This window comes from Duganella sp. GW821-FHT07G03 (assembly GCF_059418605.1).
In genome coordinates this window covers 158,037-172,431 of record NZ_JBWKQE010000014.1, presented here as the reverse complement: position 1 = coordinate 172,431, position 14,395 = coordinate 158,037, and the positions used below count along the sequence as shown (strand labels likewise).

General features: G+C 65.3%; 16 protein-coding genes. 12 read left to right on the top strand and 4 right to left on the bottom strand.

Annotation, left to right across the window (positions count from 1 at the left end; all coding sequences use genetic code 11):
* Positions 1 to 469: 469 nt before the first annotated feature.
* The 9 genes from AC07OK_RS18820 to AC07OK_RS18780 all read left to right on the top strand — a co-directional run bounded on the left by AC07OK_RS18820 (position 470) and on the right by AC07OK_RS18780 (position 8,929).
* Positions 470 to 1,942 (top strand): B12-binding domain-containing radical SAM protein, encoded by a 1,473-nt coding sequence (locus AC07OK_RS18820; RefSeq protein ID WP_494691730.1) that lies wholly within the window; start codon positions 470 to 472, stop codon positions 1,940 to 1,942.
* 68 nt (positions 1,943 to 2,010) lie between these two features.
* Positions 2,011 to 3,138: an MlaE family ABC transporter permease gene (locus AC07OK_RS18815; RefSeq protein WP_494691729.1), complete on the top strand. Its 1,128-nt coding sequence runs from the start codon at positions 2,011 to 2,013 to the stop codon at positions 3,136 to 3,138.
* Positions 3,138 to 3,995 (top strand): ABC transporter ATP-binding protein, encoded by an 858-nt coding sequence (locus AC07OK_RS18810; RefSeq protein WP_494691728.1) that lies wholly within the window; start codon positions 3,138 to 3,140, stop codon positions 3,993 to 3,995. Before AC07OK_RS18815 ends, AC07OK_RS18810 begins: the two co-directional genes overlap by 1 nt.
* Positions 3,995 to 4,933: an MlaD family protein gene (locus AC07OK_RS18805; RefSeq protein WP_494691727.1), complete on the top strand. Its 939-nt coding sequence runs from the start codon at positions 3,995 to 3,997 to the stop codon at positions 4,931 to 4,933. Before AC07OK_RS18810 ends, AC07OK_RS18805 begins: the two co-directional genes overlap by 1 nt.
* Before the next feature lie 11 nt (positions 4,934 to 4,944).
* Positions 4,945 to 5,547, top strand: a complete 603-nt coding sequence (locus AC07OK_RS18800; protein WP_494691726.1) for an ABC-type transport auxiliary lipoprotein family protein — start codon at positions 4,945 to 4,947, stop codon at positions 5,545 to 5,547.
* A gap of 2 nt (positions 5,548 to 5,549) precedes the next feature.
* A complete protein-coding gene (locus AC07OK_RS18795) occupies positions 5,550 to 6,704 on the top strand; it encodes a VanZ family protein (protein WP_494691725.1) in 1,155 nt (384 codons plus the stop codon).
* Between the two features lie 41 nt (positions 6,705 to 6,745).
* Positions 6,746 to 7,063, top strand: coding sequence for a (2Fe-2S) ferredoxin domain-containing protein (locus tag AC07OK_RS18790; protein ID WP_494691724.1), 318 nt, complete (start codon positions 6,746 to 6,748; stop codon positions 7,061 to 7,063).
* A 6-nt stretch (positions 7,064 to 7,069) separates the two neighbouring features.
* Positions 7,070 to 7,735 carry an alpha/beta hydrolase gene (locus AC07OK_RS18785; RefSeq protein ID WP_494691723.1) on the top strand — a complete coding sequence of 222 codons (666 nt, stop codon included), beginning with the start codon at positions 7,070 to 7,072 and terminating at the stop codon, positions 7,733 to 7,735.
* 48 nt (positions 7,736 to 7,783) lie between these two features.
* Positions 7,784 to 8,929, top strand: coding sequence for a D-alanyl-D-alanine carboxypeptidase family protein (locus tag AC07OK_RS18780; RefSeq protein ID WP_494691722.1), 1,146 nt, complete (start codon positions 7,784 to 7,786; stop codon positions 8,927 to 8,929).
* A 95-nt stretch (positions 8,930 to 9,024) separates the two neighbouring features.
* On the opposite strand, the gene AC07OK_RS18775 is transcribed toward AC07OK_RS18780, so the two are convergent.
* Complete coding sequence (locus AC07OK_RS18775; RefSeq protein WP_494691721.1) at positions 9,025 to 10,359, bottom strand: EAL and HDOD domain-containing protein; 1,335 nt, start codon at positions 10,357 to 10,359, stop codon at positions 9,025 to 9,027.
* A gap of 169 nt (positions 10,360 to 10,528) precedes the next feature.
* Between AC07OK_RS18775 and AC07OK_RS18770 the strand changes: the two genes are divergently transcribed.
* Positions 10,529 to 11,455, top strand: a complete 927-nt coding sequence (locus tag AC07OK_RS18770; protein WP_494691720.1) for an aldo/keto reductase — start codon at positions 10,529 to 10,531, stop codon at positions 11,453 to 11,455.
* A gap of 4 nt (positions 11,456 to 11,459) precedes the next feature.
* On the opposite strand, the gene pssA is transcribed toward AC07OK_RS18770, so the two are convergent.
* A complete protein-coding gene (gene pssA, locus AC07OK_RS18765) occupies positions 11,460 to 12,215 on the bottom strand; it encodes a CDP-diacylglycerol--serine O-phosphatidyltransferase (RefSeq protein WP_494691734.1) in 756 nt (251 codons plus the stop codon).
* A gap of 185 nt (positions 12,216 to 12,400) precedes the next feature.
* Between pssA and AC07OK_RS18760 the strand changes: the two genes are divergently transcribed.
* Both AC07OK_RS18760 and AC07OK_RS18755 read left to right on the top strand, forming a co-directional pair.
* Positions 12,401 to 13,372, top strand: coding sequence for a CAP domain-containing protein (locus AC07OK_RS18760; protein WP_494691719.1), 972 nt, complete (start codon positions 12,401 to 12,403; stop codon positions 13,370 to 13,372).
* Positions 13,369 to 13,935: an Hpt domain-containing protein gene (locus AC07OK_RS18755; protein WP_494691718.1), complete on the top strand. Its 567-nt coding sequence runs from the start codon at positions 13,369 to 13,371 to the stop codon at positions 13,933 to 13,935. The genes AC07OK_RS18760 and AC07OK_RS18755 overlap by 4 nt, the downstream gene beginning before the upstream one ends.
* A 15-nt stretch (positions 13,936 to 13,950) precedes the next feature.
* Here AC07OK_RS18755 and AC07OK_RS18750 read toward each other — a convergent pair whose 3' ends face one another.
* On the bottom strand, positions 13,951 to 14,157 hold the full coding sequence (locus AC07OK_RS18750) for a hypothetical protein (protein ID WP_445233943.1): 207 nt from the start codon (positions 14,155 to 14,157) through the stop codon (positions 13,951 to 13,953).
* Positions 14,158 to 14,201: 44 nt separating this feature from the next.
* On the bottom strand, positions 14,202 to 14,363 hold the full coding sequence (locus AC07OK_RS18745) for a hypothetical protein (RefSeq protein WP_494691717.1): 162 nt from the start codon (positions 14,361 to 14,363) through the stop codon (positions 14,202 to 14,204).
* Positions 14,364 to 14,395 lie beyond the last annotated feature (32 nt).

Sequence of the window (14,395 nt, the reverse complement as noted above, 5' to 3'; positions counted from 1 at the left end):
TGTGTAAGGCATGCCGCCAGCGTTCAATCTGAGCCAGGATCAAACTCTTCAGTTTAATCTCTGTTTATTTGACACTTTCGTGCCACCGTCATTGCTGACGGGTCGCTCACTCAAAATACTGACAGGCCACTACTTGCGTAGCGCCTATTTCATTACTTCTTGTGAACATTTGATATTTTAAGTATCAGCAGGACTAGCCTGCTGTGCACTTTCATCAAACGTCCACACTTATCGACTGTAAATTTTTAAAGAACTTCAATTCGGTACTGCTTGCAACCGTTGACAAAGCGTTGTGTTTGTCAGTTGCGAAGAAGGAAGATTATGAGGCGTTTTCAGCATTTCGTCAACCTTCTTTTTCTCCGCTCTTCGCTGCATTTGCATGCTGCGTTTTGCGGGGAGGCGAACTATAGCAAAGGGCATCCACGCTGGCAAGGGTAAAATAGCGGTTTCACCGAAACATAAGCACGTCATGTCCATTCTGCTCACTACCCTCAACGCCCGCTACACCCACGCCTCGCTGGGACTGCGCTATCTATTAGCGAATATGGGAGCGCTGCAGGAGCAGACCCGCTTGCAGGAATTCGTCATCGGCGCGAAGACCACCGAGATCGTCGAACGCATCCTGGCGCATGCGCCGCAGATCGTCGGTTTCGGCATCTATATATGGAACGTCGAAGAAACCACCAAAGTCGTCGCCATGCTCAAGCGCGTGGCGCCGCATGTGGTGGTGGTTCTGGGCGGACCGGAAGTGTCCTACGAATCGAACGAGCAGGAGATCGTGAGGCTGGCCGATTACCTGATTACCGGCTGGGGCGACGTCACCTTCCCCAAGCTGTGCGGCGAGATCATTCACGGCCCCAAGCCGCTGATGAAAGTCCACGCCGGCGTGCAGCCGCCAATGGCCGAGATCAAGCTGCCCTACTCGCTCTATACCGACGACGACATCAAAAACCGCACCATCTATGTGGAAGCCTCACGCGGCTGCCCGTTCAAGTGCGAGTTCTGCCTGTCTGCGCTGGACAAGACGGCGTGGCCCTTCGCCCTGGATAACTTCCTGGCGGAGATGGAGTCGCTGCATGCGCGCGGCGCGCGGCTGTTCAAGTTCGTCGACCGCACCTTCAACCTGAATATCAAGACCAGCCTGAAGATCATGCAGTTCTTCCTCGATAAGCTGGAAGCGAACCCGGACGACCCGGTCTACGCCCACTTCGAGCTGGTGCCGGACCACCTGCCGGACGCACTGAAAGAGGGCATCAGCAAATTCCCGCACGGCGCGCTGCAATTTGAAATCGGCATCCAGAGCTTCAACCCGGCGGTGCAGACGCTGGTCAGCCGCAAGCAGGACAACCAGAAAGCCGCCGACAACATCCGCTGGCTGACCGACCACTCCAACGCCCACATGCACGTGGACCTGATCGCCGGCCTGCCCGGCGAAACGGTGGAAAGCTTCGCCGCAGGCTTCAACAAGCTGTGGGCCTTGAATCCGCACGAGATCCAGTTCGGCATCCTCAAACGCCTGCGCGGCACGCCCATCATCCGCCACACGCAGGAATTCGGGCTGGTGTTCGAACCGTATGCGCCATACACCATCTTGGCCAACCGCGACATCGACTTCCCGACCATGCAACGCCTGGTGCGCTTCGCCCGCTACTGGGACCTGGTGGCCAACTCCGGCCGCTTCGGCCACACGCTGCCGGTGCTGCTGGGCGACGACGCCTTCGGCCGCTTCATGGCGTTTGCCGACTGGTTGTACGCCAATACCGACGCCACCCACCGCATCGCGCTGGAGCGCCTGGTGGCGATGGTGTGCAAATACCTGCAAAGCCAGGGCATGGACAAGGACGCCGCCGAAGCGCTGCTGGCCAGCGATTATGCGGGCGCCAAGCCGAAACCGGTCGAGACGCCAGCGCCCAAGCGACAGGCCCGCAGGCTGGCCGCCTGAACAGGGCAGCCCACCCCGCTGCACATCCATTGGTAGCCGCCGGGGCGAAACTCCCTTAAACTGACGAAATGCCTATTGCCAAAGAGCCCACACTCACTCTCAATCCCGGTGCCGCCAAGGGGCCTTCGGTCGCCGCAGGCGGCACCTGGCAAGTGCACGCGCTGGCGCAGGGCCGCTCCATGGCCACCATCACGGCGTTGATCAAGACCCTCAAGGCCGACAACGTCAAATGGGATTTGACGGCAATCGACAGCATGGACCACATCGGCGCCCAACTGCTGTGGAACGCCTGGGGCAAGGCCCGCCCCGCCAACCTGCAACTGGCGCCCGGCCAGGAAGAATTCTTCAGCCGGCTCGAAACCGCCGGCAAGCTCGAACTGCCGCGCGCCCGCGCGCAACGCCTGACGTGGGTGATGAAACTCGGCTTCGCAATGCTGCTGTTCTTCGAGCACCTGATCGCGCTGACCGCGCTGATCGGCCAGGTGGTGCAGGAGTTCTGGCGCTTCCTGCGCGCGCCGATGCGCGGGCCGTGGAAGGAAATCTCCGCCAATATTTTCCATGCCGGCTTCCAGGCGCTGGGCATCACGGCGCTGGTCGGCTTCCTGATCGGCGTGGTGTTCTCGTACCTGTCGGCGCAACAGCTGCGCAACTTCGGCGGCGACATCTTCCTGGTCAACCTGCTCGGCATGAGCATCATCCGCGAACTGGGCCCGCTGTTGGCGGCGATCCTGGTGGCCGGCCGCTCCGGTTCCTCCATCACCGCGCAGCTGGGCGTGATGCGCGTGACCGAGGAGCTCGACGCCATGCTGGTGATGGGCATCTCGCACGGCTTTCGCCTGATCATGCCCAAGGTGCTGGCCCTGGCGATCGCCATGCCGCTGCTGGTGATCTGGACCGACACCATCGCGCTGCTGGGCGGCATGGTGTCGGCCAAGGTCGAACTGAATCTGTCGCCGCAGTACTTCATCCTCAAGCTGCCGGACGCGGTGCCGCTGGCGAACTACATGATAGGCCTGGGCAAAGGCGTGGTGTTCGGCATCCTGATCGCGCTGGTGTCCTGCCACTTCGGCCTGCGCATCAAGCCCAACACGGAAAGCCTGGGACGCGGCACCACCACCTCGGTGGTCACGGCGATCACCGCGGTGATCCTGGCCGACGCCGTATTCGCGATCGTCTTCAGCGGCGTGGGGTTCTGATGGGCAATCAAGCACTCGTTCCCGAAAAAGCCTGCGGCCCCGGCACCGGCGAACTGACGCTGGACGGCAGCGTGCCCATCGTCGAGATCACCGGCCTGTGGACCAAGTACGGCCGCACCGTGGTCCACCAGGATTTGAACCTGGAGATCGAACAGGGCGAGATCCTGTCCATCGTCGGCGGTTCCGGCACCGGCAAGACCACGCTGCTGCGCCAGATGCTCGGGCTGGAGAAGCCGGCGCGCGGCTGTGTACGCGTGTTCGGAGAGGACATCAGCGAGGTCGACTCCGAGCAGTTGCAGCAGCTGCGCAACCACTGGGGCATGCTGTTCCAGCAGGGCGCGCTGTATTCCGCGCTGACGGTGTTCGACAACATCGCCCAGCCGATGCGCGAGCTGCACACCCTGCCCGAAGACCTGATCCTCGACGCCGTGCTGCTGAAGATGAACATGGTGGGCCTGGGGCCAGAACAAGCGAACAAGATGCCATCCGACCTGTCGGGCGGCATGGTCAAGCGCGTGGCGCTGGCGCGCGCGCTGGCGCTCGAACCCAAGCTGCTGTTTCTCGACGAGCCGACCGCCGGCCTCGATCCCGACCTGTCCGAAGCCTTCGTCTCGCTGATCAAATCGCTGCACCGCGAACTGGGGCTGACGGTGGTGATGGTCACCCACGATCTCGATACGCTGTTCGCCCTGTCGACCCGCATCGCCGTGCTGGCCGAAAAACACGTGATCGCGCTGGGGCCGCTGAAAGAGGTGCTGACAGTCGACCACCCCTTCATCAAGGAGTTCTTCCTCGGTGACCGCGGCCGCCGCGCGCTGGAAGCGCTGGACGAAAAAACCAATACGGAGTCCCACTGATGGAAAACAGATCCCACGCACTCACCACCGGCTTCTTCACGATCACGCTGCTGATCGCAGCGGTCCTGTTCGGCCTGTGGTTCAACCGCGACCGCGTCGAACGCGCGCCCTACGTCATCGCCACCGCGCAATCGGTGCCGGGCCTGAACCCGCAGGCGCCGGTGCGCTACCGCGGGCTCGAAGTGGGCAAGGTCGCCAACATCGCCTTCGATCCCAAGATGGCCGGCCAGATCCTGGTCACCCTCAACATCAACACCGACGCGCCGATCACCAAGACCACCTTCGCCACGCTGGGCTACCAGGGCGTGACCGGCATCGCCTTCATCCAATTGGACGACGACCAGGTCGGCTCGCCGCTGCTGGCCACCAGCGGCGACAACCCGGCCCGCATACCGCTGCGCGCCGGCTTCTTCGACCAGCTGGAAAAGCGCGGCAAGGAAATCCTGACGCAGTCCGAAGAAGTCACGCGCAGACTCAATAATCTGCTCAGCCCTGAAAACCAGAAGACCATCCTTGGCGCCTTCTCCGACGTCAGCGCCACCGCCAACGCCTACCGCGAACTGCCGGCCAAGCTGGAACCGACCATCGCCAAGCTGCCGGCCCTGACCGAACAAACGCAGCGCACGCTGAGCTCCTTCAACACGCTGGCCACCGATTCCGACCGCCTGGTCAAAACCCTGCAGGCGCCGGACGGCCCGATCGCCCGCATCGCCGCCACCGCCGACCGCATCGGCGGCTCGGTGGAGGCGGTGGCCGGCGGCATAGAACTCGACACGCTGCCGCAAGTGAATTCGCTGTCCGACGACACCAAGGCCTCGATGCGCGCGCTGCGCAAGACCATGAACAAGATCAACGACCGTCCGCAAAGCCTGATCTTCGGTTCGCCCGGCACGCCGCCGGGCCCCGGCGAAGAAGGCTTCACCGCCTCGTCCAAATAAGGATCACTGAGATGACTACCGCCATCCGCAACGCCGTCCTCGTCGCCGCCATCGGCGTGCTGCTGGGCGCCTGCGCCAGCAAGGGCCAGCCGACCGCGCAATACGATTTCGGCCCGCTGCCGCAGGCGCAGGCGCAAGCCCCGGCCACCATCGGCGCCGTCATCGTGGCCGATATCGTCGGCCCCGCCGCGCTGGACACGGAACGCATGCAATACCGCCTGCTGTACGCGGACGCGCGCCAGTCGCGCCCCTACGCCTACAACCAGTGGACCGCCACGCCGTTCCAGCTGATGACCCAGCGCATGAAGGCGCGCATCGCGCAGGCCGGCGTCAAGGTGCTGTCGACCACCGACGCCGCCGCCAGCCCCACCGTGCTGCGCATGGAGGTCAACGACTTCGCGCAGAACTTCGACAGCGCCACCAACAGCGCCGGCGTCGTCAGCCTGCGCGCCTCGCTGTTCCGCAACCACAAGCTGGTGGACCAGAAGACCTTCAACCGCAGCAGCCCGGCCCCGAGCCAGGACGCCGCCGGCGGCGCCCAGGCGCTGGCCGCCGCCACCGACGCCGTCACCGCCGATGTGCTGGCATGGCTGACGGCGCTGCCGTCGCAGTAGGCATGACGGAGACCACCAGCGTCACGCCGGCTCCGCCAGCGCCGGAGCCGGCCAGCAAGCCGTCACCGTTCACGCGGGCGGCGCTGCTGGCCTATGTGCTGTTGATCGTCTACGCCAGCTGGTTCCCGTTCTCGGGCTGGCACAACCAGGGCTTGTCGCCGCTGATCTTCCTGGAACACACCAGCATGCCGCGCTACTGGACCAAGTTCGACGCCATCACCAACGTGGTCGGCTACATGCCGCTGGGGATGCTGATCGTCTACGCGCTGTACCCGCGCTTCAAGGGCGTCGTGGCCTGGCTGATGGCGGCCGCCAGCGGCGTACTGATCTCGGGCCTGATGGAAGGCGTGCAGACCTACCTGCCCAGCCGGGTCTCCTCCAACCTGGACTTCTACACCAACGCCGCCGGCTGCGCGCTGGGCGCCCTGATCGGCGTGCTGACGGTGCGCCGCCTGCTGGACCGCAGCCAATTGCAGCGCCTGCGCCAGGCCTGGTTCGCGCCGCACGCCAGCCAGGGCCTGGTGCTGCTGGCGTTGTGGCCGCTGGCGCAGATGTACCCGCAAAGTTTTCTGTTCGGCCTGGGCCAGCTGCTGCCGATCTTTTCGGAATGGCTGTCGCAGCTGCTCGACACCGAGATCGACCTGGCCAGCTATGTGCGGCCGGACGCCATCCTGACGGTAGAGCAATACTGGCTGTCCGAAACCATCATCACCGCCTGCGGCATGGTGGGCGCGGCGCTCACGCTGCTGTGCCTGCTGCGCAAGCCGGCCCCGCGCGGCCTGCTGGTGGCCGCCATGATAGGCGCCGCCATCGTCGTCAAGGCGCTGGCGACGGCGCTGCTGTTCTCGCCGGAGAACGCCTTCGTCTGGGTCACGCCGGGCGCCGAGGGCGGCTTTTTGATCGGCGCCATCATGCTGGCCGGCCTGGCGTTCGCGCCGCATGTGGCGCAGCGGCGGCTGGCGGTGACGACGTTGCTGCTGAGCCTGGTGATCGTCAACACCACGCCGGCCAATCCATATTTCGTCGCCACCCTGCAGACCTGGGTGCAGGGCAAGTTCCTCAACTTCAACGGCGCGGCGCAGTTCCTGACCTTGCTGTGGCCCTTGTTCGCGGTCTGGTTCCTGTGGCTGCCCTCACACAAGCTCAATAAGCCCTGAGCGGGTATCATAGCGGCTACCACTTTCCCCGAGACACAGCGATGAGCGATACACCCTATTTCAAACACCACGTCTTCTTCTGCATGAACCAGCGTGACGACGGCCGCAACAGCTGCGGCGACCACGGCGCGGAAAGCGCGCAAAAGCACGCCAAGAAGCGCTGCAAGGAACTCAACATCAACGGCCAGGGCCAGGTCCGCATCAACCAGGCGGGCTGCCTGGACCGTTGCGAAGAAGGCCCGGTGCTGGTGGTCTATCCCGAAGGCACCTGGTACACCTACGTCGACACCAGCGACATCGATGAAATCATCGACACCCATCTGGTGCAGGGCAAGGTTGTCGACCGTCTCAAAATCTAAAGAGCCATGAACAAGAACGAAAAATTCACCCTGGCCGGCGGCGCCGGCCAAATGGAAGGCGTCCTCGACCACCCGAAGCATGCGCCGCGCGGCGTCGCGCTGGTCGCCCATCCGCATCCGCTGTACGGCGGCACCATGGACAACAAGGTCGCCGTCACCCTGGCGCGCACCTTCGTCAACCTGGGCTACGTGGTGGCGCGCATCAACTTCCGCGGCGTCGGCGCCTCGGAGGGCGTGCATGACCACGGCCTCGGCGAGACCGACGACATGGCCGTGCTGCACGCCTGGATGACGGCCAAATATCCGGGCCTGCCGGTGGCGCTGGCGGGCTTCTCGTTCGGCACCTTCGTGCAGTCGCAGCTGGCGCCGCGCCTGGCCGCCGCCGGCACGCCGGCCGAGCGCCTGGTGCTGGTCGGCGCCGCCGCCAAGAAGTGGGACATGGCCGCGATCCCGGCCGACACCATCCTGATCCACGGCGAAAACGACGACACCATTCCGCTGAGCGACGTGCTGGACTGGCTGCGCCCGCAGGACATACCGGTCATCGTGATCCCCGGCGCCGACCACTTCTTCCACCGCAAACTCCAGCACATCAAGAGCTGGGTGACGCAGCTGTGGCAGCGCGGCAGCGACGTTGCCGAGATGGAAACGGACACCGCAGCGGTCGACTAAGGTCCTATAATCGCTGCGCCTTTAACTTTTTACCGAATAAAGCACCCCATGAAAAAAATTATCGCGGCACTGGCCACCAGTGTGATGTTGATGTCCGCCGCCGTTGCCCAAACCCTGCCGCCGCCGACCATCGCCGCCAAATCCTGGCTGTTGCTGGACGCCACCAGCGGCCAGATCATCGCCTCGCAAGACCCGAACGCCCGCATCGAACCGGCCTCGCTGACCAAGATCATGACGGCCTACGTCACCTTCGGCGCGCTGCGCGACAAGAAAATCGACCTGAAACAGATGGTCAACGTCTCCACCAAGGCGTGGAAGGTCGATTCGAGCAGCTCCAAGATGTTCATCGACCCGGCCACCCCGGTCAGCATCAACGACCTGCTGTACGGCTTGATGGTGCAGTCGGGCAACGACGCCGCCGTGGCCCTGGCCGAGGCGGTCGCCGGCGACGAATCCGCCTTCGTGGTGATGATGAACAAGGAAGCCCAGCGCATGGGCCTGGCCAACACCCATTTCGCCAACCCACACGGCCTGCCGAGCGCGGAGAACTATTCGACCGCGCAAGACCTGTCGGTGCTGGCCAAGCGCGTGATCCTGGACTTCCCGGAGTTCTACAAGATCGATTCGGTCAAGAGCTTCACCTACAACAAGATCACCCAGCCCAACCGCAACCGCCTGCTGTGGCTCGATCCGACCGTCGACGGCATGAAGACCGGCCACACCGAAGCGGCCGGCTACTGCATGATCGCCTCGGCCCACCGTCCGAACGGCGCCGGCGAGCGCCGCCTGGTGTCGGTGGTGCTGGGCACCTCGTCCGACCAGTCGCGCACGCAGGAAAGCCAGAAGCTGCTGAACTGGGGCTTCCAGAACTTCGACACGGTCAAGCTGTACTCCAAGGGCCAGGCCATCGCCACGCCGGAGATCTGGAAGGGTTCCAAGAACGTGGTCAAGATCGGCTTCGCCAACGACGTGCTGGTGACGGTGCCGAAGGGCGTGGCCGCCAAGATGAAGCCGCTGCTCGAGCGCAAGGACCCGCTGGTCGCGCCGCTGGCCGAGAACAGCCGCGTCGGCTCGCTGAAGATGATGGTGGACGGCAAGCCGCTGCTGGAATTGCCGGTGGTGGCGCTGGAAACCGTCGATCAAGCCTCGATCTTCGGCCGCGCCTGGGACTCGATCCGCCTCTGGCTGAAATAAAACCCGGGGGTCAAGTCTGACATTCGGACACGGGCTCTGCCGTAGCGCAGGTTACGGCAGAGCCCGTGTCCGAATGTCAGACTTGACCCCAGTTGTTAATCGTCGTTGGCGTGGGTGTGCAGCATCGATTCCTGCGCCCACCTGAAGGCCTCCTGGCCGACCATGCCCAGGCCGTCCATATCCAACCCTTCCTTCTCGGCGATCTCCAGCGCCCGGTCGACCTTGTCGCGCTCAAGCAGCAGCACGATCGTCAGATACGGCCCATAGACCCCATCACTGTTCAGCAACACGTCGCGGATATCGTCCGACAGATGCATCTTGTCGACCAGGTTGGCCATCGGCACGCCCAGCAGGACGTCGAACAGCGACAGCAAACCCACCAGGAACAACTCGTCGCGCTGGGCCTGCGGCAGCTTGCTGCACGTCTCGAGGAAACGCGCGCGCGTCAGCGCCACTTCCAGCAGCGATTCATCGCGCGCCTGGTTGGCGCCGCCGCCCAGGCGGAACATCGACACCGTCAAGCCCCGGTACAGCTGATTGCGCCCCAGTACCATGAACGCCTGCTGCAAGCTGGTCACCTTGGTGGTCTGGCCGTTGCTCGGCGCGTTGGCCCACTGCAGCACCTGGTAGGTCATGCCGGGATCGCGCTTGGCCACCTCGATCATGGCCGGCAGCTCGGCGTCGGTGCGCAGCAGGTTGAGCAGTTCGATCGAGGTCATGCGGCTCTGGTCGACCTTGGCGTCCGGGTCCACCTTGTCGCTGGTGGTCAGGAAGTGGCCCATGAAGTAATTGCAGCCCCACGACATGCACATGCGCTGTTCGTCCCAGGTTTCGACGCCGTCGACCGCCAGCTTCATGTCGGGATAGCGCATGCGCAACTGCTTGATCAGGGACTGGAAATCGGCCAGCGTATGATCGCCCAGCGACAGCATGGCGACGTCGCACACCGCCAGCAGCGGCGCCTCGGCCGGGTCCAGCGACACGCCGCGCAGCGCCACCTTGCAGCCGGTCTCGCGCAGCGCCGTCATGCGGCCGGCGATCTGCTCCACCGGCAGGCCGACGCCCTTGCGGTCGAGCATGAACACGGTGTGCGGCGCCACCAGCGGCGCATGGCGGTTGAAGATCACCGCGTCCATGCTCAGCAACACCAGCGCGATGCGGTTCTGGGCAAACTGCGGCAGGCGGGCCGCGACCAGGGTCTCGACGAACACCGGCTCCGGCAGCGGCGCGCGGTTGCCGCCGAACGGCACGGAAAAACGGTAGCCGCACAGGCGGTGGCGCTCGTCGACGATCTCGGCGCGCACCACGATCGCCTCGGGATCGCCTTCATGTTCGGGGGCGGGGGCAGGCGCCGGCGCTGCCTTGGCGGGCGCGACGGCCGGCGCAGGCGCGGGTTCCGGTTTGGTTTTCAGAAACGATAAGAAGCCCACTTGCTTACCCTCCATCACCGAATATTAATTTCGATCATACAATGAAAAACCGGCTGGAAAACGCCCGCCGCCGAAAAATTCATTGCCAGACAAACATAGGCCTGCGTAACTAAAGTACAAGCTTGCCGCTATAATCTGCGTCACTCCCCTCACCCCAGAAAGCGCGACCATGAGCTACGCCCCGCCGACCGACCTGACCTGCCCCGCCATCGTCACCAGCAAAGGCGGGCCGACCCTGTCGCGCGTGGTGGCCGGCATGTGGCGCATGAATGAGTGGCAGCTGACGCCGCAACAACGCGTCGCTTTCATCGAGCGCTGCCTGGCGATGGGCGTCACCAGTTTCGACCATGCCGACATTTACGGCGGCTACGGCGTCGAGGCGCTGTTCGGCGAAGCGCTGGCGCTGCAGCCGTCGCTGCGCGCGCGCATGCAACTGGTGAGCAAGTGCGGCATCAAGCTGGTCAACGAGGCGCGGCCGGACCACACCATCCAGCACTATGACACCAGCGCCAGCCACATCATCGCCTCGGCGGAAAACTCGTTGCGCCAGCTGGGCACCGACCACCTGGACCTGCTGCTGATCCACCGCCCCGACCCGCTGATGGATTTCGACGAGATCGCCGGCGCCTTCGGGCAGCTGCGCCAGGCCGGCAAGGTCAGCCACTTCGGCGTGTCCAACTTCAGCCGCCACCAGTTCGAATGCCTGAACCGCCGCATTCCGCTGGCGACCAACCAGGTCGAGTTCTCGCCGCTGTGCGTGGCGCCGCTGTTCGACCAGACCTTCGACGGCCTGCAAGACCTGGGCGTGGCGCCGATGATCTGGTCGCCGCTGGCCGGCGGCCGCCTGTTCAGCCGCGACGACGCCGACGGCAGCCGCGTGCGCGCCGCGATCCAGCAGGTGGCCGACGAGTTGCAGCGGCCGTTCGGCAGCGTGGTGTTTGCGTGGATTATGCAGCTGCCGAGCCGGCCGCTGCCGCTGACCGGCTCGGGCCGCATCCAGGCGGTGGCCGAGGCGGTGGAGGCGACCCAGTTCAGCCTGAGCCGCAGCCAGTGGTTCGCCATCCTGCGCGCGGCGCGCGGCCACGAAGTGGCGTGAGAACTTAGTCTTGGTAGACCAAGGGCGGCGCGATGCCGCGCCAGCCCTGCCGCCACGCCAGGTTCAGCGCCAGCGTGCCGGCGATGTAGACGGCGAAGAACAACGCGAAATACATGGCCTGCAACCAGGCCAGCAAGCCCAGGTTGACCAGCAGCAGCACCAGCGCGGCCTGGCTTTTCTTTTGCTTGGAGCTGGGGAAGCGCACCGTGGTCACCATCAGCGCGCCCACCACGAACAGCAGCGCGACGATCAGGCCGCCATGCAGCACCGAGGCCGCCGGGTCCGGCCACGCCACCACCACCGAGGCCACGCAGGCCGCGCCCGCCGTGCTCGGCATGCCGACGAAATAGCGCGGATCGGTGCGGCCGACGTTCACATTGAAACGCGCCAGCCGCAGCGCGCCGCAGGCGACAAAAAAGAAACTGGCGATGCCGCCCAGGCGCAGCAGGGTCGGATGGTCGACGCCCAGCTGCACGAAGCCGTAACAATACAACAGCAAGGCCGGCGCGCAGCCGAAGTTCATCATGTCGGCCAGCGAGTCGAGCTGCATGCCGAAGGCGGAGGCGGTGTTGGTGGCGCGCGCGACCAGGCCGTCGAGCGCGTCGAACACGCCGGCCAGCACCAGCAGCACGGCGGCCAGCCGGTAGTCATGGGCGGACCCGACCAGGGCGTTGTCGACCGAGATGACGATGCTGCCGAAGCCGCAGGCGATCGACATCAGGGTGACCAGGCTGGGCAAGGCGAACTTGGCGCGCTGCACGCGCGCATGGTGTAATGGCTTCAAATTGGGGGCAATCAAAAAAACGCCGCGCTGCACAGCAAACGGCAAGCTTACCATTTTAACCCGCTGGCCACCTTGTTCATACCGGGTGCTGCCAGACTGAAATCTGGCATAAAATTGCAACAGCCGGCCACGGCCCGGCGGCACACTGCACAGGAGTTCCCATGATGACCCACCGTCGCCGCGCCTCCGCGCTGTCCGCCTTGCTGCCGGCTCTGCTGTTGACCCTGCTTTTGTCCGCCTGCGGCGGCGGTGGCGGCGGCGCCGCCTCCGCCGGCAGCACCGGCGTCGCGCCGCCCGACCTGACCCAGGCGCCGGGCGCGCCAGCCTACACCGGCAACACCGCGCTCGACGGCTACAACTGGATCAACTACCGGCGCGCGCTGCTGGGCCTGTCCGTCCTGGCGCGCAACGCCCGCATCGACGCCGCCGCCCAGAGCCATTCCGACTACCAGCGCCTGAACAACACCGTCACCCACGAGCAGACGCCCGGCCTGCCCGGCTACACCGGCGTCACCCTGCTCAACCGCCTGACCAGCGCCGGCTACCAGGTGACGCCGCCGTATGCGATCGGCGAAGTGATTTCCGCCACCAGCAACCCGTCCGGCTTTTACCAGGCGGAGGAACTGATCACCGCGATCTACCACCGCTTCGTGATGTTCGAGCCGGTGTTCAAGGAAATCGGCACCGGCGCCGCCACCACCAGCGCCAGCTACACCTATTTCACCGCCGACCTGAGCGCCGTCGGCGGCTACGGCGCCGGCCTGGGCGCCGGCCGCATCGTCAACTACCCGGCCGCCAACCAGAGCGGGGTGCCGGTCAACTTCTTCAGCGACAGCGAATCGCCCGACCCGGTGCCGGGACGCAACGAGGTCGGCTATCCGATCAGCGTCCATGCCGACACCGTGCGCACCGGCGTCGGCGTCACGGTGCAAAGCTTCACGGTGGCGCCGCGCGGCGGCGCCGCGCTGGAGGTGCGCCTGCTCAGCCACGCGGCCGACGCCCTGACGCCGGAGACGGCGGCCGCCATCGTGCCGCTGGCGCCGCTCAAGAGCGCCACCGTCTACGACGTCAGCTTCAGCGGCGCGGTGGCCGGCGTGCCGGTGACCCGCAACTGGTCCTTCACCACCCGATGAACGCGCCCGCCGACGCCGTGCTGCACGTGGCCAGCGGGCTGCAACAGCTGATGGGCGACTACGCGCTGTACCTGAACATCCTGCGGCGCTTCCAGCAGCGCTATCACGCGGCGGCGGCCGAGGTGGGCGCGGCGCTGGCGGCCGGCGACCGCGCCGGCGCGGTGCGCATCGCCCACACCATCAAGGGCGCGGCCGGCATGATAGGGGCGCGCCAGGTGCAGCAGCTGGCGGCGGCGCTGGAGGCGGCGGGCGGCGCCGCGCCGCTGGCGCCGCTGGAGCAGGCGCTGGCGCAGCTGATGCAGGCGATCGCCACGCTGCTGGCGGCCGCGCCGGCGGCCGACAGCCCGGCCGTGCCGGCCGCGGCGCCGGACGCGCGCATGCTGCTGCGGCACTTGGCGCGGCTGCTGGAGGAAGGCGATGGGGCGGCGCTCGATGTGCTGGAACAGTCGGCCACGGTGCTGGCCGGCGCGCTGGGCGTGGCGCGCTACGCGCAAGTGGCCAGCGCGGCCCACCAGTTCGATTTCGAGACGGCGCTGGCCGAGCTGCGCGCCGCCCCGGGCTAAGCACGCGGCCTGAACTCAGCGGGTATATTCCTTTTCCTCGTCGAAGGCGTCGGCGCACTCCTTGTCGCAGAAGCGGCGCACATTGTCCAACGGTTTGTCGCAGTACCAGCAGGCGCCCTTGGGCGGCAGCGTCTGCCGGGTGCGCGCGGGCGCGGGCGGCGCCGTGGCGGACGGCGCAACGCCGGCGCCATCATCCGGTACGCTCTCTTGTGTCGGTTCCACGATCGCCTCCTTTCCAGGCAGTGCTCAGGTCCACGTTTGCAAGATTACTTCAGCGGAATATCCGATGTATGAGAATTCTCAACCAAATCATGATAGCAGGTTCGGCGTAGCGGCCCCATGCGCCAAAAGCCCAAAAACGTGGCGGCCCAGCCGCAGCGCCAGCGCTGTAGAATGAAGAAAAATTTATTAATGGAAAAGTCAACCATGATAGTGAGTCCGAGAGGCAACATCAGGCCGC